This window comes from Ruegeria sp. HKCCE4148 (assembly GCF_017872495.1).
Taxonomy (GTDB): Bacteria; Pseudomonadota; Alphaproteobacteria; order Rhodobacterales; family Rhodobacteraceae; genus Ruegeria.
On sequence record NZ_JAEDOS010000003.1, the window covers coordinates 467,177 to 490,757 of the forward strand.

25 protein-coding genes are annotated in these 23,581 nt (G+C 58.7%); 15 read left to right on the forward strand and 10 right to left on the reverse strand.

What is annotated here, in order from left to right:
* Nucleotides 1-7 precede the first annotated feature (7 nt).
* Nucleotides 8-955, forward strand: a complete 948-nt coding sequence (speB, locus tag I9187_RS12120) for an agmatinase (protein WP_209940203.1) — start codon at nt 8-10, stop codon at nt 953-955.
* Between the two features lie 66 nt (nt 956-1,021).
* Nucleotides 1,022-1,423: a DUF1499 domain-containing protein gene (locus tag I9187_RS12125; protein WP_171179845.1), complete on the forward strand. Its 402-nt coding sequence runs from the start codon at nt 1,022-1,024 to the stop codon at nt 1,421-1,423.
* A 15-nt stretch (nt 1,424-1,438) separates the two neighbouring features.
* Here the strand turns inward: I9187_RS12125 and I9187_RS12130 are convergent, their stop codons facing one another.
* Nucleotides 1,439-1,720, reverse strand: a complete 282-nt coding sequence (locus I9187_RS12130; RefSeq protein ID WP_171179847.1) for a hypothetical protein — start codon at nt 1,718-1,720, stop codon at nt 1,439-1,441.
* A gap of 62 nt (nt 1,721-1,782) precedes the next feature.
* Here I9187_RS12130 and prfA point away from each other — a divergent pair, with 62 nt between their 5' ends.
* The 3 genes from prfA (at nt 1,783) to I9187_RS12145 (ending at nt 4,500) form a co-directional block, all read left to right on the forward strand.
* A complete protein-coding gene (gene prfA / locus I9187_RS12135; RefSeq protein WP_171180070.1) occupies nt 1,783-2,838 on the forward strand; it encodes a peptide chain release factor 1 in 1,056 nt (351 codons plus the stop codon).
* A complete protein-coding gene (gene prmC / locus I9187_RS12140; RefSeq protein ID WP_171179849.1) occupies nt 2,835-3,680 on the forward strand; it encodes a peptide chain release factor N(5)-glutamine methyltransferase in 846 nt (281 codons plus the stop codon). The genes prfA and prmC overlap by 4 nt, the downstream gene beginning before the upstream one ends.
* Nucleotides 3,681-3,921: 241 nt before the next feature.
* The gene (locus tag I9187_RS12145; RefSeq protein WP_209940204.1) at nt 3,922-4,500 is read left to right on the forward strand and encodes a DUF4167 domain-containing protein; all 579 of its coding nucleotides are present in this window, start codon (nt 3,922-3,924) and stop codon (nt 4,498-4,500) included.
* A 52-nt stretch (nt 4,501-4,552) separates the two neighbouring features.
* On the opposite strand, the gene rsmA is transcribed toward I9187_RS12145, so the two are convergent.
* The 5 genes from rsmA to lptG form a co-directional block, all read right to left on the reverse strand.
* Complete coding sequence (gene rsmA / locus I9187_RS12150; RefSeq protein ID WP_171179853.1) at nt 4,553-5,395, reverse strand: 16S rRNA (adenine(1518)-N(6)/adenine(1519)-N(6))-dimethyltransferase RsmA; 843 nt, start codon at nt 5,393-5,395, stop codon at nt 4,553-4,555.
* Between the two features lie 84 nt (nt 5,396-5,479).
* Complete coding sequence (pdxA, locus tag I9187_RS12155) at nt 5,480-6,445, reverse strand: 4-hydroxythreonine-4-phosphate dehydrogenase PdxA (RefSeq protein WP_171179855.1); 966 nt, start codon at nt 6,443-6,445, stop codon at nt 5,480-5,482.
* A complete protein-coding gene (locus tag I9187_RS12160) occupies nt 6,442-7,695 on the reverse strand; it encodes a peptidylprolyl isomerase (protein ID WP_171234418.1) in 1,254 nt (417 codons plus the stop codon). The genes pdxA and I9187_RS12160 overlap by 4 nt, the downstream gene beginning before the upstream one ends.
* Nucleotides 7,686-9,842: an LPS assembly protein LptD gene (gene lptD / locus I9187_RS12165; protein ID WP_171179859.1), complete on the reverse strand. Its 2,157-nt coding sequence runs from the start codon at nt 9,840-9,842 to the stop codon at nt 7,686-7,688. The genes I9187_RS12160 and lptD overlap by 10 nt, the downstream gene beginning before the upstream one ends.
* Nucleotides 9,842-10,942 carry an LPS export ABC transporter permease LptG gene (lptG, locus tag I9187_RS12170; RefSeq protein WP_171179861.1) on the reverse strand — a complete coding sequence of 367 codons (1,101 nt, stop codon included), beginning with the start codon at nt 10,940-10,942 and terminating at the stop codon, nt 9,842-9,844. The genes lptD and lptG overlap by 1 nt, the downstream gene beginning before the upstream one ends.
* 229 nt (nt 10,943-11,171) lie before the next feature.
* On the opposite strand from lptG, the gene I9187_RS12175 reads away from it, so the two are divergent.
* The 3 genes from I9187_RS12175 to I9187_RS12185 are packed head-to-tail and all read left to right on the forward strand — an operon-like array spanning nt 11,172 to nt 14,179.
* Entirely contained in the window at nt 11,172-12,638 is a 1,467-nt protein-coding gene (locus I9187_RS12175; RefSeq protein ID WP_171179863.1) for a leucyl aminopeptidase, read from the forward strand.
* Between the two features lie 4 nt (nt 12,639-12,642).
* A complete protein-coding gene (locus I9187_RS12180; RefSeq protein WP_171179865.1) occupies nt 12,643-13,101 on the forward strand; it encodes a DNA polymerase III subunit chi in 459 nt (152 codons plus the stop codon).
* A 31-nt stretch (nt 13,102-13,132) separates the two neighbouring features.
* On the forward strand, nt 13,133-14,179 hold the full coding sequence (locus I9187_RS12185; RefSeq protein ID WP_171179867.1) for an aldo/keto reductase: 1,047 nt from the start codon (nt 13,133-13,135) through the stop codon (nt 14,177-14,179).
* A gap of 74 nt (nt 14,180-14,253) precedes the next feature.
* On the opposite strand, the gene I9187_RS12190 is transcribed toward I9187_RS12185, so the two are convergent.
* Nucleotides 14,254-15,240 (reverse strand): GlxA family transcriptional regulator, encoded by a 987-nt coding sequence (locus I9187_RS12190; protein WP_171179869.1) that lies wholly within the window; start codon nt 15,238-15,240, stop codon nt 14,254-14,256.
* 132 nt (nt 15,241-15,372) lie between these two features.
* Between I9187_RS12190 and I9187_RS12195 the strand changes: the two genes are divergently transcribed.
* Genes I9187_RS12195 through I9187_RS12210 form a run of 4 tightly spaced genes read left to right on the forward strand, consistent with a single transcriptional unit; the run spans nt 15,373 to nt 18,895 of the window.
* Nucleotides 15,373-16,287 carry a 3-keto-5-aminohexanoate cleavage protein gene (locus I9187_RS12195; protein WP_209940205.1) on the forward strand — a complete coding sequence of 305 codons (915 nt, stop codon included), beginning with the start codon at nt 15,373-15,375 and terminating at the stop codon, nt 16,285-16,287.
* Nucleotides 16,288-16,347: 60 nt separating this feature from the next.
* Entirely contained in the window at nt 16,348-16,665 is a 318-nt protein-coding gene (locus tag I9187_RS12200; protein WP_171179873.1) for a hypothetical protein, read from the forward strand.
* An 8-nt stretch (nt 16,666-16,673) separates the two neighbouring features.
* Nucleotides 16,674-18,140, forward strand: coding sequence for a carnitine 3-dehydrogenase (locus tag I9187_RS12205; RefSeq protein ID WP_209509296.1), 1,467 nt, complete (start codon nt 16,674-16,676; stop codon nt 18,138-18,140).
* On the forward strand, nt 18,137-18,895 hold the full coding sequence (locus I9187_RS12210; RefSeq protein WP_171179877.1) for an SDR family oxidoreductase: 759 nt from the start codon (nt 18,137-18,139) through the stop codon (nt 18,893-18,895). The genes I9187_RS12205 and I9187_RS12210 overlap by 4 nt, the downstream gene beginning before the upstream one ends.
* Before the next feature lies 1 nt (nt 18,896).
* Here the strand turns inward: I9187_RS12210 and I9187_RS12215 are convergent, their stop codons facing one another.
* Together I9187_RS12215 and I9187_RS12220 are read right to left on the reverse strand one after the other, a co-directional pair.
* Nucleotides 18,897-19,079: a hypothetical protein gene (locus I9187_RS12215; RefSeq protein ID WP_171179878.1), complete on the reverse strand. Its 183-nt coding sequence runs from the start codon at nt 19,077-19,079 to the stop codon at nt 18,897-18,899.
* 79 nt (nt 19,080-19,158) lie between these two features.
* Nucleotides 19,159-20,028 carry a helix-turn-helix transcriptional regulator gene (locus tag I9187_RS12220; RefSeq protein WP_171179880.1) on the reverse strand — a complete coding sequence of 290 codons (870 nt, stop codon included), beginning with the start codon at nt 20,026-20,028 and terminating at the stop codon, nt 19,159-19,161.
* Nucleotides 20,029-20,136: 108 nt separating this feature from the next.
* On the opposite strand from I9187_RS12220, the gene I9187_RS12225 reads away from it, so the two are divergent.
* Genes I9187_RS12225 through I9187_RS12235 form a run of 3 tightly spaced genes read left to right on the forward strand, consistent with a single transcriptional unit; the run spans nt 20,137 to nt 22,159 of the window.
* Nucleotides 20,137-20,340: a DUF2061 domain-containing protein gene (locus I9187_RS12225; RefSeq protein ID WP_171090445.1), complete on the forward strand. Its 204-nt coding sequence runs from the start codon at nt 20,137-20,139 to the stop codon at nt 20,338-20,340.
* Entirely contained in the window at nt 20,333-21,235 is a 903-nt protein-coding gene (locus I9187_RS12230) for a fatty acid desaturase (protein ID WP_171179882.1), read from the forward strand. Before I9187_RS12225 ends, I9187_RS12230 begins: the two co-directional genes overlap by 8 nt.
* A gap of 21 nt (nt 21,236-21,256) precedes the next feature.
* Complete coding sequence (locus I9187_RS12235; RefSeq protein WP_171179884.1) at nt 21,257-22,159, forward strand: DMT family transporter; 903 nt, start codon at nt 21,257-21,259, stop codon at nt 22,157-22,159.
* On the opposite strand, the gene I9187_RS12240 is transcribed toward I9187_RS12235, so the two are convergent.
* Nucleotides 22,156-23,517: a DEAD/DEAH box helicase gene (locus I9187_RS12240; RefSeq protein WP_171179887.1), complete on the reverse strand. Its 1,362-nt coding sequence runs from the start codon at nt 23,515-23,517 to the stop codon at nt 22,156-22,158. The genes I9187_RS12235 and I9187_RS12240 overlap by 4 nt on opposite strands.
* Between the last annotated feature and the right edge of the window lie 64 nt (nt 23,518-23,581).

Sequence of the window (23,581 nt, forward strand, 5' to 3'; positions counted from 1 at the left end):
CACGCGCATGACAGAATTCAACCAACCGGTCAGTGGCAATGACTTGGCGCGATTTTCGGGGCCGAACACGTTTATGCGCCTTCCGCAGGCCGCTTCACTGGCAGGGCTGGACGTAGCGGTACTGGGGATTCCGATGGATATCGGCACCTCGTGGCGGTCGGGCACACGATTTGGCCCGAAACAGATCCGCAGCGAAAGCGCGATGATCCGGCCCTATAACATGGCCACGTCTGCGGCCCCGTTCGAAAGTCTGCAGATTGCCGATATTGGCGATCTGGCGATCAATACCTTCTCATTGTCGGACAGCCTAAGGATCATCAAAGAAAGCTATGATGCGATACTGGCAAAAAATGTGATCCCGGTCGCGATGGGGGGAGATCATTCGATCACATTGCCGATCCTGCGGGCGATTGCGGCAAAGCACGGGCCGGTGGCGCTGGTGCATGTGGATGCCCATGCGGACGTGAATGAAGAGATGTTTGGCGAAAAGGAAACCCACGGCACCGTTTTTCGCCGCGCGTATGAAGAGGGGCTGATCGTTCCCGACAAAACCTTTCAGATCGGCATTCGTGGATCTGGCTACGCGGCCTCAGACTTTACCGAGGCCAAGGATTGGGGTTTTCGCCAGTTTCCCGCTTGGGAGCTCTGGCAGCAGAACCTGACCCAAATCGGCTCGCAGATTCGCAAGACCATCGGCGAGCAACAGGTTTATATCACCTATGACATCGACAGCCTGGATCCTGCTTTTGCTCCGGGCACCGGCACACCCGAGATTGCGGGGCTGACAACACCACAAGCACTGCAACTGATCCATGCGCTGCAGGGGGTGAACGTGGTGGGATGTGATCTGGTCGAGGTCTCTCCGCCTTATGATCCGTCGGGCAACACGGCGCTTACAGCGGCGAACCTGATATACGAGATGCTGTGCATCCTACCGGGGGTGACGTCACGGTAAAGCGGGGCGGAATGGCTTGTCCCGGCGCTTGATCCGCATAGGGTTTCCCCAAAAGGATAATGCGGGATGAAAAAGATGGTTCTTTGGGGGGTATTCGCGCTTGTGATCGGGCTGGGCGCCTATATCCGACTGGCCCCATCCGACCCCGCGCACTGGAACATTGCGCCGGTCGCACCCGTGGATCAGGACCTGCCCGGCGGTGTGGTGCGCGTTGTCGAAACCGGTCCAGACGGGTTGCAGCGGCTGGACCAGATCATCCGCGCCACGCCCCGCACATCGGTGTTGGCAGGTTCCGTCGAAGCAGGCATGATCACCTACATCACCCGCACGAAATGGATCGGCTTTCCCGACTACACCACGGTTCAGCAGGACGGCAACTCTCTGCGCGTTCATGGCCGCTTGCGGTTTGGGCGCAAAGACTTTGGCGTGAACAAGGCGCGGGTTGATGGGTGGTTGAAACAGATGTGACTTTGCGCCTGTGGTTTAAGACGCCCCGTCCGGTGCTGCGTTTCCGAGGGGTGTACTTTGCAACCTTGATGACAGGCACCCTTCCTGAACCTCTCGCCACATGGGAACGTTCAGCGACATCTGACACTGCGCGGTGAACATGCGACCATCGACCTGCAGGCAGATCATCTCGCCCAACTCGATGCGAGACCCCGATGTATCGGTGCAATAGCAATCGCGGGTTTTACCGTCCGGGCCGACGTAATCGGCGAAAACCGGCGTGGATGTCAGCAGTAAAGCAAGCAAAATCCGTTTCATGACAGCGAGCTTAGCATGACGTTGCCCTTGACCAAAGCCCCGGGATGAGAGACACCGCCCGGATGATCCCTGAAGAACGTCTTGAACAGATCACCCAGCGTTTTCAATACCTCGAAGCAGCCATGGCCGATGGCGCGTCGGGGGGCGATATTGCGACGCTGGCCAAGGAATACTCCGACCTCAAGCCGGTGGTTGATCAGATCATGGCCTGGCGTCAGCTGGTCGCGGATTTGGCCGAGGCCGAGGCGATGCTGGCCGACCCGGATATGAAAGAACTGGCCGAAGAGGAAATTCCTCAGTTGCAGGCCAGTATTCCGGCGGCGGAACAAGCCCTGCAGCTGGCGCTGCTGCCAAAAGACGAAGCCGATGCGCGCCCGGCGATGCTGGAAATTCGTCCTGGGACCGGTGGGGATGAGGCCGCTTTGTTCGCAGGTGACTTACTGCGCATGTACCAGCGCTATGCCGAGGCGCGGGGCTGGCGGTTTGAGATCATCGAGGAACAGGCTTCGGATTTGGGCGGCATTAAAGAGGTCGTGGCCCATATCAAGGGCGACAATGTGTTTGCCCGGATGAAGTACGAATCCGGTGTGCACCGCGTGCAGCGCGTGCCCGAGACGGAAAGCGGTGGGCGCATTCATACCTCGGCTGCAACCGTGGCGGTTCTGCCGGAGGCCGAGGATGTGGACATTCAGATCGACGCAAATGACATAAGAATCGATACGATGCGCAGCTCGGGCGCGGGCGGGCAGCACGTGAACACCACCGACTCGGCGGTGCGGATCACGCACCTTCCGACAGGGTTGGTTGTAACGAGTTCCGAGAAGTCTCAGCATCGAAACCGCGAGATTGCCATGCAGGTGCTGAAGACGCGGCTCTATGATCTGGAGCGGCAACGGATCGACAGTGAACGCTCGGCAGATCGGGCCAGTCAGGTGGGCTCGGGCGACCGCTCGGAACGTATTCGCACCTATAACTTCCCACAAGGTCGCATGACGGATCACCGGATCAACCTAACGCTCTATAAGCTTGATCAGGTGATGCAGGGCGATCTGGATGAGGTTATCGACGCGTTGACGGCTGATGATCAGGCGCGGCTGTTGGCCGAGATGGCGCAATGACCGGCCTGCAAACAGCGGCACAGGCCATGGTGGCGGCAACGGCCCGTTTGCGGGCGGCTGGCGTGGATGATCCTGCCCGGGATGCGCGCCTGCTGCTGGCCCACGCGGCGCGTATTGAAGCCAGCCGGGTAACACTGATTGCACCGGAAGAGTTGCAGCCCGAGATTGCCGAGCGTTATGACCAATTGATCTCGCTTCGCGCCATTCGGGTGCCGGTTTCACATTTGCTAGGCGAGCGCGAGTTTTATGGGCGCAAATTTCGGGTCAGCCGAGATGTACTGGACCCACGCCCCGAAACTGAAACTTTGATAGAAGCAGCCCTGAGCGCGCCGTTTGACCATGTTCTGGACCTCGGCGTGGGGTCGGGGTGCATTCTGATCACGTTGTTGGCCGAACGTGCCAGCGCCTCGGGTATTGGGGTCGATCTGAGCGAGGCGGCCTGTCTCCAGGCCAGCGCCAACGCCGTTGAGCATCATGTAGAGGGGCGGGTTGATATTGTACGTTCAGACTGGTTTGAGAGCATTGAGGGTCAATTTGACCTTATTGTTTCCAATCCCCCCTATGTCTCGGTCGAGGAAATGGCTGATCTGTCGCCGGAGGTGAAAGAGCACGAACCACGCATGGCTTTGACCGACGAAGGCGACGGGCTGGGCGCATATCGGCGGATCGCCGCGTCTGCCCCGGATTTTCTGTTGCCGGGGGGACGGATTCTTGTGGAAATTGGCCCAACGCAGGCAAAAAAAGTTGGCGCTTTGTTTGATGCGGCGGGGCTTGTTGATGTCCGGGTGATCCCTGATCTGGATGGGCGCGACCGTGTGGTTGGCGCAAAAATGCCGGGTTGATCGGCGAGATTGCGACCAAAAAGCGCTGCCCAGACTAAAAAAGCTGGTGAAAACCCGAGATTCCTCTTGTCTGCGCGCTCAGGACATGTTTACTCAGGATTAGTCGGCGAGGTTGATGCTGTTGCAGCTCACCCCTGACGCCAAGCCCAAAAAAGTCGAGATCCCGTCACGGCAAACGCCTCAGAGCAGTGCAAGAAACGGGTGGTTCGACAGCGAATTGACAAGGCTGACGTAAAGTAAGATGAGATCTTCCAAATCCCGCTCGCGGGCCAAGAATAACCGCAATCGTCCCTCCGGCGGCAACGTCGTAAACCGTGTTTTTGATAGCTCGGGCCCCGAGGGCAAGGTGCGTGGCACGCCGCAGCAGATCATTGACAAATACAACCAATTGGCTCGTGACGCGCAACTGTCCAATGACCGCGTGGCCGCCGAGAACTTTCAGCAGCACGCCGAGCATTATCTTCGGATGCTGAGTGAAGCGCAGCGCGAAATGGAAGCCCGCCGGGAAGAGCAAGAGCGCCAAAACCGCGAACGCCAGGCAGAGCGTGATCGCGAACGCGCCGAACGGCAGGAACGCGAAGCCGCCCGTCAGGCCGACCCGGCCGAATCGCCGCAGCCGGATGTGATGGATTTTGCGGCGCCCGAGGCAACGCCGGAAAGCGGTCTGGTCGAGACACCGGAAAGCAAAGGCGCCGAACCTCCGGCACAGGAGAAAAAGGAAAAACCTGCGCGCAAACCGCGCACACGTAAGCCCAAACCGGCGCCAGCGGCGGAAGATGCCCCCAAAACCGATGGGGACGCACCGGAAGCGGCTGAATAAGCAAAAAAGCGGTTTGAACAAAAGCCCCGGTAGAGCCGGGGCTTTTTTGTTTTCAGGTCTTTTGAACTTCGCGGGCCAGCGCGCAGAATGCTTCTAGCGGGACCTGTTCGGCGCGTTCCGTGGGCTGAATTCCTGCCGCCAGCAAACGGTCTTCGATATCGGGGGCCACGCCCTTCAATGAAGCTCGCAACATCTTGCGGCGTTGATTGAAGGCCGCAGCCACAACGCGGGACAAGGTGGCAGCATCGGCGGGATAGCGGGGCTTGGGCAGGGCGGTCAGGTGAACCACGGCGCTGGACACCTTGGGCGGTGGGGTGAAAGCGCCCGGGGGCAGCGACATGGCGATGCGCGCCTCGGCCCGCCATTGAGCGAGGATGGCAAGACGTCCGTATGCTTTGCTGCCGGGTTGGGCGACGATGCGTTCAGCCACTTCGCGTTGGAACATCAGCGTCAGGCTCTGCCAAAAAGGTGGCCACTCAGGTGGTGTTAGCCAACGGACCAGCAATTCGGTGCCCACGTTATAGGGCAGGTTGGCGGCAACACGGATCGGCGGTGTAAGGTGTTCCAGCGGATTGATTTCCAGCGCATCGCCGTTGATGACCTGAAGCCGTCCGGGATAAGCGGCGGCGATGTCGTTCAGGGCAGCAATACAGCGCGTGTCTTTTTCCACTGCCACGACCTTGCGCGCGCCTTCAGACAACAGCCCGCGTGTCAGGCCGCCGGGGCCAGGTCCGATTTCCAGCACATCACATTCTGTCAGGTCCCCGGCCTGGCGGGCGATCTTGGCGGTCAGGTTGAGGTCCAGTAGGAAGTTCTGACCCAGCGATTTGCGTGCTGAAAGCTGATGGGTTGCGATGACCTCGCGCAGCGGGGGAAGATTGTCGATAGCGCTCATGATCCAATTACCGTGACGCAAGGTGGAGGGAGTACGCCAGAGATTTTTTGCCTCCGGCGGAGGTATTTTCAGCCAGGTGAAGGGTCAAGTGCCTTTAGCCATGCGTTGGGCAAGTTTCAGAGCTTCGATCAGGCTGGTGGGTGTAGCGATGCCCTTCCCGGCAATGTCCAGTGCGGTGCCGTGATCCGGGGAGGTGCGAATGAAGGGTAGACCGAGTGTCACGTTCACGCCAAGGTCGAAATCCAGCGTTTTGATAGGGATCAGGGCCTGATCGTGATACATCGCAATGGCCGCGTCATAGCGGGCGCGAGCAGCCGCGTGGAACAAAGTGTCTGCTGGGTGGGGGCCTGTAAGAGTTGCTCCGTCCGGATCAAGTTCAGCTATAAGCGAAGTAATCCAGTCGCCTTCCTCGGTGCCCATTTTGCCACCTTCGCCTGCGTGGGGGTTGAGGCCAGCGATGGCGATGCGTGGGCTATCGATTCCGAACTGGTCACGCAGGCCACGCGCAGTGATTTGAATCGTTTCGCGCAGTAGGTCAGGGGTCAGGGCCGCAGGGACCTGAGAAAGTGGAATATGGATAGTGGCGGGCACGACCCGCAGTTGATCGCTGGCCAGCATCATCACGACCCTTTTCGTGCCAGAGAGGGCCGCGAGAAATTCGGTATGGCCGGGATAGGTGAACCCAGCCCCGTCGATCAGAGCTTTTTTGTGGATAGGCGCGGTGCAAAGCGCGGCTGCATCGCCCGTTTTGACCAACTCAACACCCGTTTCGATGGCATCAATCACCGAGGGCGCGTTGGCGGGGTCGGGTTGGCCGGGCACGTTGGGGGCCGGGAAATCCAATTGCAGGACCGGCAGTGCCTGCTCGCAGGAGGCAACGGCCTGAGATGGGTGTTCGATTTGCGCGACAGGCGTGTCAGCAGGCAGGTGGCTGACATCTCCGATATAGAAAAACGGGCAAGTGCCGCGAAGCTCGGCCCAGGCTTTGGCAGCGATTTCAGGGCCGATCCCGGCCGGTTCGCCGCAGCTGAGCGCAATCGGACGTGTCATTCCTGAATGATGACGGCATCGGCCCGCAGCTGTTCCACCAGGCTTTCGGCAAATGCCTGAAGGCGCTGTTGGGCTAGGGCGTTTGCCACATCCGCGCGTGAGGTGTTTTCACCCAGATCGCGCGTGCGGTTGCACAGCATCAGGAACATCAGCGTCTGGCCGTTGTTGCGGGTGAGGTTGGTCGATACCTCAAAGCGGTCCAGCTTGGCCAATTCGACGGCAACGTCACGCGGTACCTGGGAAGGGGCGGCGTCGATGCGTTCCAATACTTCGGAGGGCTGATCTTTGGCGATGCCGTACAGGTCATCACAGGTGTCGATCTCTTCCTTCAGGCGTGCGGCTTGTGACAGAGCGTCGGCGCTGCGCCCTCCGGCGATGTAATAGATTGCATAATCCAGCGTCGAGATTGGAGCTGCCGAAGTTGCAACTTCACGCAGGCCACGCATCTGGAACAGGGCCACAGCATTGGGCAGCGAGATCGGTTCGGTAATCTCGCCGTTTTGCAGACGCAGGATGACCGGTTGCAGGGCGGGGGGGAGGTCGGTGATGTTCAACCATTCCAGCCGACCGCCCTGATCGCGGGTGGCCGCGGCCGAATACTGTGCGGCGGCGGCTGAAAAGGCATCAATGCCTTCCAAGCGCGAGATTTCCTGAGCCAGAAGCTCGGTCTGAGCAACGGTTTGCTGGTTCACCGGGATGATAATTTCCGACAAAAGGACCTGAAGGCCACCGCCTCCGGTCTGCCCCAGAGCGCGGTCAATTTCATCCTCAGTGGGGCGGGCCTGAGACAGATAGCGTGAGCTGATATAGTCGCGCCAGGCCAGTTGGTCCGCCACATAGTCGCGAACCGTCTCTGGATCGACGCCCGATTCTCCCAGCAATTTCAAGAACTGTTCTGATGACAACTGGCCCCTCGACGCAAATTCGTCGATGCCCAGTTGAACGGCCTCGGGGGTGGCCTGCACGCCGGCCTCGCGCATGACCTGTTGGCGCAGTTTCGCATCAATGAGAGCGTCTCGCACATCAGCTTCGCTGCCGCCAGGCAGGCCCAACACGTTCAGAAATTGCAGGCGTTGTTCCAGTTCATACCAGGTTACGATGTCTTGGTTGACCCGGATTGCAGGAGAAAACAGGCTTTGTGCCACGGCCTGCGAGCCCGCAATTGCAAAAACTGCGGCGGTGAGAACCGGCGCGGCCGGTTTAAGCCAACCGGAACGAAGAAACCTGGAGAAACCTGATATCAACTGCATCTTCTCTTGTATGTCTTGCCACCGCCTTCGACGGAGTACCCTGTCAGTGAAAGGGTAAAGCCGAATTCTGTCGAAGGCTCAATAGTAGATGTTGAAGTAAAGCGCCGGCTTACAGACATGTTAACCTGCACGCATTCGTTGAGGTATGTCACGCCCAAACCCAGACGGATCGGTTCGGATTGGCCAAGATCATAGCGGGCCAGAGCATTTGTCCGCCAGTTCTCGTCGACCTGATACCGGCCTACAAGCCAAATTTCCGATATCTCATCGACGATGTTTTCGGCGGGATCGGGTTCCTGCCAGACATAGCTGCCGGAAATCCTCGCGAATTCGTTCGACCATGCGCCGCGCAATTCAGCTTTGACAAAGCTGAAATCACTGTCGATCAGTCCACGCCCACTCAGTGACCAGCCATTGTTGGTTCTGATCTGTCCGGCAACCAGCAGATCTGATGTGGTGCCCTGCAACCCCGAAGTCAGAGTGAAGTTCGGATCGGCATCTGCCCGAAACACTTGACCCACGGTGGCCAAGGCCTGCCAGCCGTCCACGCCGTAACGGGCCCAGTTCAGACCAACGACTCCGGTCGCGCCATCTTCGCGCTGATCCTCTGCTGGAAAACGAGAGAGCGCAAGCAGGTTGCCCTGATCAAACTCCTGAAAGGTGCTCTCGTCATTTGGCACATCCGTATCCGAGACATGCGTCCATCCGATCTGAGCAATGGGTTCAAGGAATTGAACTGCGCCGGATTGCTCGCGTCGCGTCGTGGGATAGCGCAGGGTCAGGGCAGCTCTGGGGGTAGAACGCGTGACTTGCGAGGGGAAGTTGCTGTCGTTTCGAATGTTAAACGTATCGACGGACGCGCCCAGAGTTGCATCGGCGCGTAGGCCCGAAGCGAAGGTCCAGCTGCGCAGCCATTCGGCGTCAAACGTGGCGCGGGCGATGTCGCGGCCGATTACATCCACGTCGCTGGTACGCTCATGTGCATGGCCGACAAAGGCCAATCGCACTTCGCCGCCCAACGCGTTGGGAAAGAAACGCTTTTCGTAATTCAGATCGAAAACACGCGACGGAATCTCGTTTTGGTTTTCGCTTTCTCGAAGCGTTTTGTAGTAGATCAGGCTTGTCTTGAAGGCAGTATCACGTTTGATCCGCTCCAAAGCAACTTCGCTTCGCAAACGGTCCGGGTCAGGAAGGCCGTAGTCCACCAGATACGCGTCGTCCGAAGTGGTTTGCACTTGGAAGGTCAGTCGGAAATCATTTTTTAGGTTGAACCAACCGTTTGCGAAAAGGTAGCCGCGATCCTGGTCTGGCTGAATGTCATCGCGCGTATAGGCGCCTTCCAGCTGAATACGCCCGTTCACAAAGGCCTGGCGGTATCTGTAGCCCAACGTTGTTGTTTTGCCTGATACATAAGGTGTCAGTGTCAGGTCCTTGTGGTCCCCGAGTTTGAAGAAATACGGAATCTGCACGCCTGTTCCCAACTGCGACGTGCTGCGGATCGATGGCACAAGAAAACCGGTCGCGCGGTCCAGTGTGGGGTCGGGCAGTCGCAGATAAGGAAAATAGAAGATAGGGTAGTCCAACACCCGAAGCTGCGCGCCTTCGAAATACAACTGCCGTTCCAATTGGTCATGAGTGACGCGGCGGGCCCGAATCTGCCAGATTGGCGGCCTGCCATTGGCGCAGACATGGCAAGAGGTGGCCGAGACTTTGCTGAATTGCGTGTAACGCCCGGCTGTTCGCTTTGCCTGAACAGATGCGATCTGGACCTGTTGTTCAAAGACCATGCGCGCGCCGACCAGCAAACCGTTCTGAATACCGCTGTCCAGCTGTCCCGAATCCGCAAGCAACGTTGTCTGACCGCCCTGATCGATGCGGATAGGGCCGTCCAGCGTCAGTTCGCCTGTTTCTCGGTCATATGTGATGCGTTGGGCAGACAGTTTGATGTCGCCCTGAAAGGCCTCGACATTTCCTTCGGCTACCAGCTTTCTTTCAGGCGTAATAAAAACCTTGTCGGCCACCAGCAGCGCTGGCTGTTCCTGAGCCTGTGTGTCTTGTGCCTGTGTCGGGGTGGATTGGGCCACAAGTACAGCGGGCACGGAAAGCGTCACTGCACTGGTCAACACAACATAAAGGAGGCGCCGCATCAGCCATCCTCCGCGTGAAGCAGTAGGCCCAATGAGAGCAGAATAGCGGCAAAGGGCGGTGCCCAGGCAGCGATATATGTGGACAATTGTCCGTTTTCCCCAAGGATTTGCGCAAAGTTGCGAACGAAGTAGACGGCGAAGCCAAGCAAGACCGCTGTCAGCACCGCGATTCCGGTGCCGCCAAATCGGACGTGGCGCATGGTGAAGGCTGCTCCGATCAGGACCATCGAGACCAGAAAGAATGGGCGTGCCAGTTGAACTTGCAACCAAACCTCATATTGCTTGGTCGAAAAGCCGGCCTCGCGCAGGTCCGCGATCAGTTGGGGCAGGTCATAGACTGACACGGAATCCTGTTGCCCGAGCGTATCCAATATGCGCTGGCGGGTCAGCGAAGTCGGCAGTTCCAGGCGGTCATGAACAACGGAACTGGCTTCGGGGTTCTGCCCTTCCTGCATGGTCCAGATCTTGGCGTTGGACAAGACCCACCTGCCATCTTCCAACTCGGCTCGATCAGCGATGATCTGTTGGGTGGGTTTGCCATCGCGGGCGAAGGTAATCACGGTCACATCGTCCAACCCAAGCGAATCCCCGTTAGAGGTTCCGCGCGCATGGATCACCGCCTGACCGTTTTCCGCTGATTGGCGCAGCCATAACCCTTCGCTACTGATGGACAGGGCCGAACTGCCGTTATTCTTGTAGGAATCGGAAAGGCGTTGGAATTCTTCTGAAGTTGCGGCGGCAATCGGATTCAGCAAGGCTACGGCCAGCGCGCCGATGATCAGCGCAAGAAGCACAGGTGCCACCAGCGCACGAATACCCGAGCGACCGGTCGCGCGTGTCACCACCAGTTCTGAAGTGCGCGCTAGCCCGACGAACAGAGCGATCGTAGACAGGATGACCAGCAGGGGAAGCATTTCGCTGATCGCTGCCGGTGTGTTCAGAAGAGTCAGTTGCAGCAACTGCCCAAAAGACAGGTCGTAATCGTCAAACCGGCGAATCTGTTCGATCAGGTCGATGAGAATCATCAAGGTCAGAAAGATGCCACCAATGACCAGAAAGCTCTGCATGAAACGACGGGCGAAATAACGGTCGAGGATCACGGGCAACACCCCGCGAAGCTTGCAGAACGGGCATACGGGCGGTCCGCGCGCGCGCGGAAATTCCTGCGCAACGGCTTATGCCTGCCCTCTCGTGCCACGTCTTTCTCCCCCGAGCCTGCCGGTTATTTTTTCGAGACCTTAATGCAATTGAGGCCCGGGGAAAACTGCTATCTGGTCAAGCGGTGCTACGCGGGCTAGGTCTTGGGGAACAGAATTTGAGGAGTTTACAATGAGCAGTCTGGTACCGATCCTCTTTCAAGAGTTCGACTTGGATGCGATGGCGCAGGCCGAAGGCCGGGTGGCCATCATCATTCCGTCCGACGGCAAGATGAACCCCGCTGCCCGTCGGGCCAATCGCCTGACAAAAGGGGCAGTGGCGCGATTGGTCGAAAGTGGGTCGTTCGAAAAAGCCAAAGCCGCTGATGTAATCTCGCTGGCATGGCCCGCCGGAATGGCCGCCGAGGCGCTGGACGTTCTGGTGCTGCCGCGCCGCCCGGAAGCGGACGAAGCACGCAAGGCAGGGTCAGCGCTGGCCAAGCTGGCGGGCGGCAAGGACATGCTTTTGATGGTCGGCAATCAGGTGCGCACTGACGAACTTGCTTTGGGCATCGCTTTGCGCAGCTATGACTTTGACGCGCACAAGACCAAAGAAAGCGACAGCTTGGGCACGGTCACGATCAGTCATTCCAAACCGGACGAAGCCGAGGCCGAATTTGCCCCGCTTTACGCAATTGCTGACGGTGTACGGATGACTCGGGATCTGACCAACGAGCCCGCAAATGTTCTGACAACCACCGAATTCGCCGATCGTCTGGTCGAGATGCAGGAACTGGGTCTTGAGGTCGAAGTTCTGGACGAAGACAAACTTGCGGAACTGGGAATGCGCACATTGCTGAGCGTTGGGCAGGGCTCGGACAGCCCGTCCAAAGTGGTCGTCATGCACTGGAAGGGGGGTGACAAGGGCGATGCGCCGCTGGCTCTGGTTGGCAAAGGTGTGGTGTTTGACACCGGGGGTATCTCGCTGAAGCCCGCGGGCGGTATGGAAGAGATGACCATGGATATGGGTGGCGCAGGTGTTGTCGCCGGAACCATGCGCGCGCTGGCCAAGCGCAAGGCCAAGGCCAATGTCGTTGGTCTGGTTGGATTGGTCGAGAACATGCCCTCAGGCAATGCCACGCGCCCCGGCGATGTGGTCAAATCGATGAAAGGCGATACGGTCGAGATCATCAATACCGATGCCGAGGGTCGTTTGGTTCTATGTGACGTCATGTGGTACGCGCAAGAACGGTTCAGCCCCGTTGGCATGATAGATCTAGCCACTCTGACAGGTGCAATCATCATCGGGCTAGGGCACGAGAATGCCGGTGTGTTCTCAAACAACGACACGTTCTGTGATGCCTTCCTGAAATCGGCCAAAGCCGAAGACGAGGGCGCGTGGCGGATGCCGTTGGGCGATTCCTATGACAAGTTGCTGAAATCGCGCATTGCCGACATGAAGAATGTGGGTGGTCGGCCTGCGGGGTCGATTACCGCCGCGCAGTTCCTGCAACGGTTCGTCAAAGAAGAAACGCCCTGGATTCACCTGGACATTGCAGGGGTGGCCTCGGTTTCCGCTGAGACATCTTATGCACCCAAAGGCGCCACCGGTTGGGGTGTTCGCGCGCTGAGCCGGTTTGTGCAGGACAATTTCGAGTAAGCAGATGGGCGCTGTCTATTTCTACCACCTGACCCGCCAGCCGCTGGAACACACCTTGCCGGTGCTGCTGGACAAGGCGCGGCAGGCCGGGTGGAAGATTGCCGTGCGGGGCACCGACCCTGCGCGGATGGACTGGCTGGATGAAAAGCTGTGGCTGGGGCCCGAAGACGGGTTTCTGCCGCATGGCCGCGACGGTGGCCCCCATGACGCAGAGCAGCCGATTTTGCTGACCACGGGTTCGAAAGCTGCCAATGGCGCGTCCTGTGTCATGGTCGTTGACGGAGCGCTGGTCGAGGCGGAAGAAGTCACCGCGATGGAACGTGTGTGCATTCTGTTCGATGGCAATGACGACATAGCCGTTCAACATGCGCGGGGGCAGTGGAAATCGCTGACCGCTGCGGGGTGTTCGGCGCAATACTGGTCGGAAGAATCCGGACGGTGGGAAAAGAAGGCCGAAGCCTGACGGGCGACGCCGTTTTCAGGAGATTTGAAAGATGCAAATGAAGCCCTTGGGCCGTACTGGAATTATGGTGAGCGACCTATGCCTTGGAACCATGACTTTTGGCACACAGACCTCCGAAGCCGATGCGCACAGGCAGATGGATATGGCGCTGGATGCCGGCATCAACTTTGTGGATGCAGCCGAGATGTATCCCGTAAACCCGGTTTCAAAAGAAACGATCGGACGCACTGAAGAGATTCTGGGCAACTGGAACGCGGCCAATGCGGCGCGGCGTGGGGATTACATTCTTGCGACCAAGCATTCCGGTGAGGGTTTGTCCTTTGTGCGTGACGGTGCGCCGATCACAGGCAAGACGATACCCGAAGCGATTGAAGGGTCGCTGAAGCGGTTGCAGACAGAGTGCATCGATCTCTACCAGTTTCACTGGCCGAACCGCGGCAGCTACATGTTCCGTCAGAACTGGGATTTTGCGCCAACCGGGCACAACACCGATGACGTTTTGGGGAACATGCAGGAGTGTCTGGAGGCGTTGCAGGCTCAGGTCGACAAGGGCAACATCCGCGCCTTTGGTCTGTCCAACGAAAGTGCATGGGGCACGGCGCAGTGGGTGCGTCTGGCCGAAAAGATGGGCGCGCCGCGTGTGGCGTCGATTCAGAACGAGTATTCGCTGCTCTGCAGGCTGTTTGACACGGATATGGCCGAGCTATGCGTGCATGAAGATGTCGGGCTGATGGCGTTCTCGCCTTTGGGTACCGGGTTGCTTACGGGTAAGTATCAGGGTGGTGCCGTCCCGGACGGTTCACGCATGTCGCTTTCACCTGAACTAGGCGGGCGCAAGTCTGATCGGGTGTTTGATGCGGTCGCGGCTTATCTGGACGTTGCTGCGCGCCATAGCTTGTATCCGACGCATATGGCATTGGCCTGGTGTCGCACGCGGCCATTCATGATGTCGGCTATTTTTGGCGCGACCACGGTTGAGCAGCTTGAACACGTATTGGCTGGCGCGGATCTGACGTTGTCAGATGAGGTGCTGGCAGAGTTGGATGCAGCCCATAAGGCGCACCCAATGCCGTACTGAGGGCAGGGGGCGCTGCCCCCGCCGCCTTCGGCGGCTCCCCCGAGGTATTTTTAGCCAGATGAAGTTGGATCCGGTCAGTGATGGGTGGGGTGCGCGCGCTCTTGTCTGAGATCGCGGGCGGACTGGCCGTGTGCGGTGCGAAAGGCACGGGCGAAGCTGGATTGTGAGGCAAAGCCCGTGGCCAGCGCCACATCCATCAGCGGCATGTCGGTGTCAGTGACAAGGCGACGCGCTTCGGCCAGGCGCAGTTGCAAGTAATGGTCCTGCGGCGTGGTGTTCAGGCGCAGACGGAACTGTTGTTGCAACGTACGCGGGCTGGTGCCCAGCCGGTCTGCGATATAGGCAAGCGGCAAGGGGTCATCCAAAGAGTCCTGCATCAGTGAATTGGCCTTGGCGGTCAAAGCTGTGTGGCGGTGTGGTGCGCCAGTGCGGCTTTGCGGTTTGGCAGGGTCGGGTGCGCCTTCGTAGAGGAACAAGCCCGAAACGCGCGCCGCGAAACCCGCTCCGTGACGGGCGGCGATGATGTGCAGCATCATCTCGACCGCCGGGATTGCTCCGCCGGATGTCAGCCGGGTGTCAGACACGGTGAAGCGGTCGGGGCGCACGTCCACTTCGGGGAAACGCGAGGCGAAGTTTTCCAGGTCTTCCCAATGGGTGGTGGCGGCGTGGCCGTCAAGCAGCCCGGCCTCGGCCAGCAGCCAGGGGCCGCCATCGATGCCTGCCATTGTTGCGCCAGTACCTGCGATCCGGCGCAGACCCGCAAGCAGGCTGGGGGTGGCGTGACGGGCCAGTTGGAACCCGGCCACAACGATCATTAGGTCACAGCCTTGCAGACGTGCCAGCGGGATACCCGGCACTTGCAAGGCGCTGGTCAGCATTGCCGGTTCGGGTGTCGCTGTCACGTAGTCCCAGTCAAAGGCCGGGCGATCGGCCAGACGGTTGGCCGCGCGCATTGGGTCGACCGCGGAGGCGAAGCTGAGCGTGTTGCAGTCATCAAGTACCAGCACCGCCGTTTTCAGGGCGCGATGTTCGGGCTGCAGTATGTTTTTTGCGGATTGCATCAAGTTCGATTCGCATTCTGCCAAGTTGTTTTCCCAAGGCTGCGTCAGAGTTGAAAGTAACGCAAATCGGAATCCGGGGAGAAGCCTGGGGAAAACTCAGGTCAAAACCGGGTATAACTTGGGGAAAACGCCATGCCTCTGGAAATGAACCGCGATGTCTTTATCACCTGCGCCGTGACCGGCTCGGGTGGAACGCAGGATCGCAGCCCTCATGTACCGCGCTCGCCGCAGCAGATTGCCGACAGCGCGATTGCTGCCGCTAAGGCTGGAGCTGCAGTTGTGCATTGCCATGTGCGTGACCCCGAAACCGGTGCGCCAAGCCGTCGGCTGGATCTGTATCGTGAGGTCACAGACCGGATTCGCGACGCCGACGTGGACGTTGTTCTGAACCTGACTGCGGGGATGGGGGGGGACATCGTGTTTGGTGGTGTTGAAAGCCCGTTTCCGGTGAATGAAGCGGGTACTGACATGATCGGTGCGTCGGAGCGCGTTGCGCATATTGCCGAGTGTCTGCCCGAAATCTGCACTTTGGACTGTGGCACAATGAACTTTGCCGAGGCCGATTACGTCATGACCAACACGCCTGGAGCCCTGCGCGCTATGGGGCAAATGATGACGGATATGGGCGTGAAGCCCGAGATCGAAGCCTTTGACACCGGCCACCTGTGGTTTGCCAAGCAGTTGGTGAAAGAGGGGATTCTGGAGCCCAACGCCTTGGTTCAGCTGTGCATGGGTGTGCCGTGGGGCGCGCCGGACGATTTGAACACCTTCATGGCGATGGTGAACAATGTCCCCGATGACTGGACCTTCAGCGCATTCTCATTGGGGCGGAACCAGATGGCTTACGTTGCGGCGACGGTTCTGGCCGGCGGCAACGTGCGCGTGGGTCTCGAGGACAACTTGTGGCTGGACAAGGGTGTTCTGGCCGAAAACTGGCAGTTGGTGGAACGCGCGGGAACCATCATCGAGAATATGGGCGCGCGGGTTATTGGGCCGCAGGAAGTGCGTGAGAAGTTGGGATTGGAGAAACGCGCGCCAAGGGGATGATTTGCTTGCGGCCGCTGGCATGGTCGAAGGCTCTGGAGCGTCAGCAAAAGGATGATAACCATGAGATCGGTTGTTGTGATATGCGCGGCGCTACTGATGGCATGCCTGCCCTGCGAAGGGGCAGCGCAAGCCACAGAGGTTGAGTTGGCCCGCCAGCAGTGCGAAGCCAAAGGCGGAAGATATGAGGTGGCTGGGCGACTCCGGGAGTATATCTGCTTTGAACCTTTGCCCGACGCCGGGGCACCCTGCAAAATAGCCTCCGATTGTGCAGGGTTCTGCCTGTCGGACACCAAACAATGCAGTGCCGTCACGCCAAAATTCGGATGCATTCCACATCTGGATGAGGCGGGGCAGGCGCAAGTGATCTGTATCGATTAGAGGACGATATGACAAAAACGGCAGCAATCATCGGGGGTGGGGTCATTGGCGGCGGTTGGGCTGCACGGTTCCTGCTGAATGGCTGGAACGTCCGGGTGTTCGACCCGGACCCTGAGGCCGAGCGCAAAATTGGCGAAGTTCTGGACAATGCGCGGCGGTCTCTGCCAGGCCTGAGCGATGTGCCATTGCCGCCCGAAGGCGTATTGAGCTTTCACGATGAAATGGCCGACGCCGTAGAAGGTGCGGTTTGGATTCAGGAAAGCGTACCGGAGCGTTTGGACCTGAAACTGAAAGTCTACAAAGGTCTGCAAGAGGCCTGCGATCCGGGCGCGATCATCGGGTCTTCGACCAGCGGTTTTAAGCCTTCGGAATTGCAAGAGGGCGCGCTGCGCCCCGAACAGATCGTCGTAACGCATCCGTTCAACCCGGTTTACCTGTTGCCGCTGATCGAGTTGGTGCCCACCGATAGGAACCCTCCCGAAATGGTCGCACGCGCGCAGGAGTTGCTGAAATCGGTCGGGTTTTTCCCCCTGCACATCAAGAAAGAGATCGACGCGCACATCGCCGACCGGTTCCTTGAAGCGGTGTGGCGCGAGGCTCTGTGGCTGGTCAAAGACGGCATTGCGACGACCGAGGAAATCGATGAGGCGATCCGCATGGGCTTTGGCATCCGTTGGGCGCAGATGGGCCTGTTCGAGACCTATCGCGTGGCAGGCGGCGAAGCCGGTATGCGCCATTTCATGGCGCAGTTTGGCCCGGCGTTGAAATGGCCCTGGACAAAGCTGATGGATGTGCCCGAGTTCACCGAAGAACTGGTCGATATGATTGCGGACCAGTCGGATGCGCAATCGGGCATGCATTCGATCCGCGAACTGGAGCGCATTCGCGACAACAACCTTGTGGGGATGATGCGCGCGCTCAAGGCGCAGAATTACGGGGCAGGCGCGGTTCTGAACCAGCATGATACGCTGTTGAAACCGGGTGCCTTGCCGACATTGGATCAGGCGGACCTGAGCCAGCCGATCCTGACCCTGTCGCGCGCCGTCCCGCTGGATTGGACGGACTATAACGGCCACATGAATGAGGCGAAGTATCTGGAGGCCTTTGCCGCCGCCACGGACCGCTTCATGGAGATCATCGGCTGCGACATGGAGTACATCTCGTCGGGCGGCAGTTACTTCACCGCCGAAAACCACATTCGTTACATCGATGAGGTCAACGCGGGTGCAAAGATCGAGGTGCGCACGCAGATGCTGCTGGGGCAAGGCAAGAAGCTGCATGTGTTCCACAGCATGTATGAAGGCGACAAACTGCTGGCCACAGGCGAAAGCTTCTTGCTGCATGTCAGTCTTGAGACCCGGCGTCCAAGCTCTCCGTCCCCTGAAATCGAAGCGGCGATGGCGCGCATTGCCAAAGCTCAGTCCGTGTTGCCTTACCCCGAAGGTGCGGGGGCCGCTATTCGGAAGCCCTCATGAGCCGAAGGGTGTTGGTAACGGCTGGCGCGTCCGGTGTCGGTCGCGCCATGGCCGAGGCGTTTGATGCGGCTGGATATGATGTCTGGGTTACAGATATCGATCAGGCGGCGCTAAATTCTGTGCCCGATCATTGGACGACACATTGCGCCAATGTCTCGGATGAGGCTGGTATGCGCGGCGTCTTTGATGCTGTTTCAGAGGCAGGGGGGCTGGACACCCTGTGTGCCAACGCCGGAATAGCAGGGCCAACCGAGGCAATCGAAGACATCGATCTGAATGCTTGGCGCGCCTGCATTGCGGTTAATCTGGACGGTGCTTTTCTGGCGGCCAAATATGCCGCGCCACTGATGAAATCGGCAGGTACAGGCAGCATCATCCTGACCTCGTCGACGGCAGGTCAGTATGGCTATCCTTTTCGTGCGCCGTATGCGTCGGCCAAATGGGCGGTCATTGGCTTGATGAAAACACTTGCGATGGAACTGGGCCCGCATGGGATACGCGCAAACGCAATCTGCCCGGGCGCAGTAGAAGGTCCGCGCATGGAAGGCGTTCTGGCCCGTGAGGCAGAAGCCAAAGGCATGAGCCGCGACGCGGTCTACCAGGGCTATGCCTCGGGCACCTCCATGGGGCGCTTTGTCGAGGCGCAGGACATAGCGAATATGGCTGTATTTCTGGCGTCAGACGCGGCGCGATTGGTGTCGGGTCAGGTCATCGCGGTCGATGGCCACACAGTCAATCCTGACCCGAAACTATGATTTAGCCCTGGTTGGGGCCCCTGATCTGCCGGATGCTCTGGCGGACGGCCTGCCAGTCCTCTGCTTCCTGCTGATTTCCGGCAGCCTCGCATTCACGCATTTTCTGCGCAGCTTCGGCCTCGGCCCGGTCTCCGTGAGCGGCATAAAGGGCACGTGCGTATTGAGCGGTTTGTATTGCGTCCATTCCTGTGGTCCTCCGTCTGTGATCGGAATGCCCGAAGGTTCGCGCCAAGGGACCATAGCACAGTATTCCAAAGCCTGCATCATGTGCCTTCTGAAATCATGGATCTGAGCTGCCGAAGATGGTTGGGAAAGTTGCGGGCGGTCACCTCTGCCTCGCGTACAAGCGTATCGAAGTGGCGGGTAAATGTTTCGATCCGGTCCCGGTCGCGAAACGCCAAATAGTGACTGCCTGCGTAGAACACGCAAAGCAGAGGGCCGAATATCGTCACCGGGGCGGAATAAAGTCTTTTGGCATCAAACAGATAGATCCGCATTCTGGGGTAAAGCTGATCGCAAAGTGTCAGAAGGTGGTCGGTCTGTTCCAGCCGTACCCGCGCGCTAAGGCCGCTGTAATACCCTGTGGCGCTTGCAAAGCTCTCGATTTCGAACAGCGGCATGGCGATTTCATAATCCGACTGCGCACTGCGCATCCAAGCCAACCTGTCCTCGGAGGCGCCGATCGCCTGATCCGCCGTTCGCCCCAGATGCGGGGCATATTCCCATTCCAGCACGGCGCGGGTCTTGAGCATGTCAGGCAGCGTGGCTGGGACATAGCGCAGCTTGTACCCGGCCGCTTCTTTGTGCCACTCGAAAATCTTTTCATCTACCAGCGCGCGGGGTGCTTCGGTGAAGCTTAGGGAACCGGCCAGAAGCTCGGCCGCGCTTTCTGGCCTGTCGGACAGGCTTAGCAACCAGTCGGCTGAAACGCCAAGCGCAGCCGCGCATCCTCCGACCACATGCGCATTGGGCAGGCGCGCGCCATGCCCGGTCAAAAGCTGCGATACGGTCGAGCGGTCAACCCCTATGTCACGCGCAAGCGCGCTTTGACTGATGTTCCGTTGTTCCATCGCGCGGGCAAGTCGCAGTCGAAACTGCGCGGCGCGATCTCGTTTGTCTATTTTTTCCTGCATATGGTGATAAATATCATAATTGATGAATTTTGTTAATCATATTCAGAATTTTCAGAATAACCACCGACTTGTAACTCTTTGAAAAAAGCAAAAAGACTGAGGGTCGGAATGGAAACGCGGCGAAGATCTGTCGTGAAAGCAATCGTTTGGAATGTCATGGGGCTTGTCACCATGACCGTTGTAGGGCTGATTGCCACGGGCTCGGCCACTGTGGGCGGGGTTGTGGCGCTGGTGAACACCGCCATTGGCCTGACCATGTACGTGATTTACGAAAGGGTGTGGGCGGGCATCTCGTGGGGGCGCAATGGCTAAGCGACCCACATCCCAATCCCCTGAATGGGGCACGTTTTTCCTGATCATGGCCTGTTATGCGGCGTGGCTTGCGGGGTTGTTCTGGTTGGCGGATGTTTCGTTGTGGTTGGCGGTGCTGGCCTTGGGCCTGGTTGCGGCCCTGCATTCGTCACTGACACATGAGGTCCTTCACGGGCACCCGTTTCAAGCCAAATGGCTGAATGAGGCGTTGATGGTGCTGCCGCTGACGCTTTTCATCCCGTACAACCGCTTTCGGGATCTGCATCTGGCGCATCATCAGGATGCAGCGTTGACCGATCCATATGACGACCCGGAATCGAACTATTTGGATCCCAAGGTCTGGTCGAAGTTGCCACGCGGTCTGCAAATGCTGCTGGCGGGCAACAACACGCTGCTTGGCCGCATGTTATTGGGCCCGGCCATCGGACAAGTTCTGTTTCTGCGAGACGAATGGCTAGGCGCGCGGCATTGGGACAAGGATATCCTGTTGGCCTGGGCGTTGCACCTGCCGGGCGTGGCGGTGGTACTGTGGATTGTTGCCCAGTCGGCCATGCCGGTCTGGGCCTATCTGATCTCGGCCTATATCGGGCTGGGGCTGCTGAAAATCCGTACGTTCCTTGAGCACCGCGCGCATGAAAAATCCCGGGCGCGTACAGTCATCATCGAAGATCGGGGACCCCTGGCATTTCTGTTTCTGAACAATAACCTGCACGTGGTTCATCACATGAACCCAAGCGTCCCGTGGTATCGCTTGCCACAACTGTATCGGGACGGAAAAGACAAGTATCTGGCTTGTAATGAGGCATATGTATACCGGTCTTATGCGCAGATTTTCCGGCAGTACTTGTGGCGCGCGAAAGACCCCGTGCCGCATCCGCTCTGGCCAAAGTCCTGATTTGACGACACAACGGGTGGCATGAGTCTCTGGATCCCTGTCACCATCGCCGCCGCCAGTTTTCAAACTGTGCGTTTCATGCTGCAAAAATCGCTGAGCAGCGTGAAACTATCTGCGGCTGGCGCAACGTTTGCGCGCTTTGCCTATTCCATACCGTTGGCCGTCGCAGGGTTGCTGGTCGCTTTGCAGGTAACGGGGGCAATCCTGCCAACGCTCAGCCCATTGTTCTGGATATACGCGGTGATCGGCGGGACGGCGCAGATACTTGCGACGATTTGTGTGGTGGCGCTGTTCAAACAGCGCAACTTTGCGGTGGGGATCACCTTCAAGAAAACCGAAGTGATTCAAACCGCGATTGTCGGCTTTCTAGTTCTGGGGGATCGCGTGTCAGCGGGCGCGCTGGTGGCTATTCTGTTGGGTCTTGCCGCAGTTCTGCTGCTGTCGAAAACACCCGGTGGTGACGGGGCATTGTGGCGGCATCTGACCAACAGGGCCTCAAAATTGGGGCTTGGTTCGGGTGTTTTGTTTGCCTTTTCCTCCGTCAGCTATCGCGGCGCCTCGCTGCAACTGGGCGACTTGGACGCATGGTTCAGGGCATTGGTCACTTTGGCTGCCGTTGTGACGTTTCAGTTCCTCAGCATGGGGCTTTGGCTGTTGTGGCGCGATCGGTCCGAGTTGATCGCAGTCTGGCAAACGCGATCTACTGGAGTCTTTGTCGGGCTGACAAGTTTGGGCGGGTCGTTTTGCTGGTTCTGGGCGTTCACTTTGCAAAACGCAGCGTATGTAAAAGCGCTGGGGCAGATCGAACTGCTTTTCAGCTTGATGGCCTCGACATTGTTCTTCCGCGAAACGATCACCCGGCGAGAGATCGCCGGAATGACCTTATTGGGGCTTTCGATACTGGCGCTGGTGCTGGCAATTTAGCCAGCACGACGCTCATCAAAGCTAAGAGCGATAAAGCTGGGCAGATGATCACCCATCCCCACAACAACCGGACCGTTATCGGCCTTGCGGCCTCGACCGCGTCCTTTCGGTTCGCGCTCTTTCCGGTTGTCCTTCGAGCCTTCCTGTTCCTTGGCCCTTTTCTCGGGCTTCGGTTTCTCAGACTTGGGTTTTTCAGGCTTGGGCTCTTCTTTGACCGGATTGTCGATGCGCGGGATGTCTTTCTGGATCAGCTTTTCGATTGCATCCAAAGCCTTCTCATCGCGGCCCGAGCAAATAGTGATGGCCTTGCCTTCGCGCCCGGCACGACCGGTGCGACCAATGCGGTGAACGTAATCCTCGGCATGGCCAGGTACGTCGAAATTGAACACGTGACTGACCGAAGGAATATCCAGGCCACGCGCAGCGACATCCGAGGCCACCAGCAGGCGTAGCGACCCATCGCGGAAGCCGTCCAGCGTTTTCATGCGCTGCGACTGGTCCAGATCACCGTGGATCGCGGCGGCGTTATAGCCGTATTTCTTCAGCGATTTTGCGCAGATATCCACATCTGTCTTGCGGTTGCAGAAGATGATCGCGTTGGTGCATTTCTCACCTTCGGCATCGATCAGCGCACGCAGAACCTTGCGTTTGTTGCTGGCCTCACGATCGCGGCGACCGCCCTTGAACATGACGACGCCCTGTTCAATGGTCTCGGATGCGGTGGCCTGACGGGCAACCTCGATCCGGGCAGGGGCGGACAGGAATGTGTCGGTGATACGCTCGATCTCAGAAGCCATTGTGGCCGAGAAGAACAGGGTCTGGCGCGTGAACGGTGTCAGCGAAAAGATCCGTTCGATATCAGGGATAAATCCCATGTCCAGCATCCGGTCGGCTTCGTCCACCACCATGATCTGAACACCAGTCAGCAACAGCTTGCCGCGTTCAAAATGGTCCAGTAGGCGACCCGGCGTGGCGATCAGAACGTCAACGCCCCGGTCGATCAGCGCCTCTTGTTCCTTGAAACTGACCCCGCCGATCAACAGCGCTTTGGTCAGTTTCAGGTGCTTGGTGTATGTGTCGAAATTCTCGGCCACCTGCGCGGCGAGTTCCCGTGTCGGGCACAGAACCAGCGAACGCGGCATGCGTGCACGGGCGCGACCACGGGCCAGCAGGGTGATCATCGGCAGGGTAAAGCTGGCGGTTTTGCCAGTGCCGGTCTGCGCAATCCCCAGAACATCGCGACCTTCCAGAGCAGGTGGAATCGCACCTTCCTGGATCGGAGTGGGGGTTTCGTATCCGGCTTCCTCAATGGCTTTGAGGACCTTTGGGTTCAGGTTCAGTTCGTTAAACTTTGTCATGTAAGTCCGGTTTTTGCGGACACTTGACCTGGCCCGCGCGTCAAAGATGTGCCGGGCCCGGATG

Bases quoted from the DNA above. Each gene is read 5' to 3' on its own strand.
- I9187_RS12200 (WP_171179873.1), top strand. From the start codon at position 16,348: ATGAGATCGGTTGTTGTGATATGCGCGGCGCTACTGATGGCATGCCTG.
- I9187_RS12185 (WP_171179867.1), top strand. From the start codon at position 13,133: ATGCAAATGAAGCCCTTGGGCCGTACTGGAATTATGGTGAGCGACCTA.
- prfA (WP_171180070.1), top strand. From the start codon at position 1,783: ATGATCCCTGAAGAACGTCTTGAACAGATCACCCAGCGTTTTCAATAC.
- I9187_RS12235 (WP_171179884.1), top strand. From the start codon at position 21,257: ATGAGTCTCTGGATCCCTGTCACCATCGCCGCCGCCAGTTTTCAAACT.
- pdxA (WP_171179855.1), bottom strand. From the start codon at position 6,445: ATGACACGTCCGATTGCGCTCAGCTGCGGCGAACCGGCCGGGATCGGC.
- I9187_RS12205 (WP_209509296.1), top strand. From the start codon at position 16,674: ATGACAAAAACGGCAGCAATCATCGGGGGTGGGGTCATTGGCGGCGGT.
- I9187_RS12175 (WP_171179863.1), top strand. From the start codon at position 11,172: ATGAGCAGTCTGGTACCGATCCTCTTTCAAGAGTTCGACTTGGATGCG.
- speB (WP_209940203.1), top strand. From the start codon at position 8: ATGACAGAATTCAACCAACCGGTCAGTGGCAATGACTTGGCGCGATTT.
- I9187_RS12190 (WP_171179869.1), bottom strand. From the start codon at position 15,240: ATGCAATCCGCAAAAAACATACTGCAGCCCGAACATCGCGCCCTGAAA.
- I9187_RS12230 (WP_171179882.1), top strand. From the start codon at position 20,333: ATGGCTAAGCGACCCACATCCCAATCCCCTGAATGGGGCACGTTTTTC.
- I9187_RS12180 (WP_171179865.1), top strand. From the start codon at position 12,643: ATGGGCGCTGTCTATTTCTACCACCTGACCCGCCAGCCGCTGGAACAC.
- I9187_RS12125 (WP_171179845.1), top strand. From the start codon at position 1,022: ATGAAAAAGATGGTTCTTTGGGGGGTATTCGCGCTTGTGATCGGGCTG.
- I9187_RS12195 (WP_209940205.1), top strand. From the start codon at position 15,373: ATGCCTCTGGAAATGAACCGCGATGTCTTTATCACCTGCGCCGTGACC.
- I9187_RS12160 (WP_171234418.1), bottom strand. From the start codon at position 7,695: ATGCAGTTGATATCAGGTTTCTCCAGGTTTCTTCGTTCCGGTTGGCTT.
- I9187_RS12145 (WP_209940204.1), top strand. From the start codon at position 3,922: ATGAGATCTTCCAAATCCCGCTCGCGGGCCAAGAATAACCGCAATCGT.
- lptD (WP_171179859.1), bottom strand. From the start codon at position 9,842: ATGCGGCGCCTCCTTTATGTTGTGTTGACCAGTGCAGTGACGCTTTCC.
- I9187_RS12210 (WP_171179877.1), top strand. From the start codon at position 18,137: ATGAGCCGAAGGGTGTTGGTAACGGCTGGCGCGTCCGGTGTCGGTCGC.
- I9187_RS12220 (WP_171179880.1), bottom strand. From the start codon at position 20,028: ATGCAGGAAAAAATAGACAAACGAGATCGCGCCGCGCAGTTTCGACTG.
- prmC (WP_171179849.1), top strand. From the start codon at position 2,835: ATGACCGGCCTGCAAACAGCGGCACAGGCCATGGTGGCGGCAACGGCC.
- I9187_RS12225 (WP_171090445.1), top strand. From the start codon at position 20,137: ATGGAAACGCGGCGAAGATCTGTCGTGAAAGCAATCGTTTGGAATGTC.
- I9187_RS12215 (WP_171179878.1), bottom strand. From the start codon at position 19,079: ATGGACGCAATACAAACCGCTCAATACGCACGTGCCCTTTATGCCGCT.
- I9187_RS12130 (WP_171179847.1), bottom strand. From the start codon at position 1,720: ATGAAACGGATTTTGCTTGCTTTACTGCTGACATCCACGCCGGTTTTC.
- I9187_RS12240 (WP_171179887.1), bottom strand. From the start codon at position 23,517: ATGACAAAGTTTAACGAACTGAACCTGAACCCAAAGGTCCTCAAAGCC.
- rsmA (WP_171179853.1), bottom strand. From the start codon at position 5,395: ATGAGCGCTATCGACAATCTTCCCCCGCTGCGCGAGGTCATCGCAACC.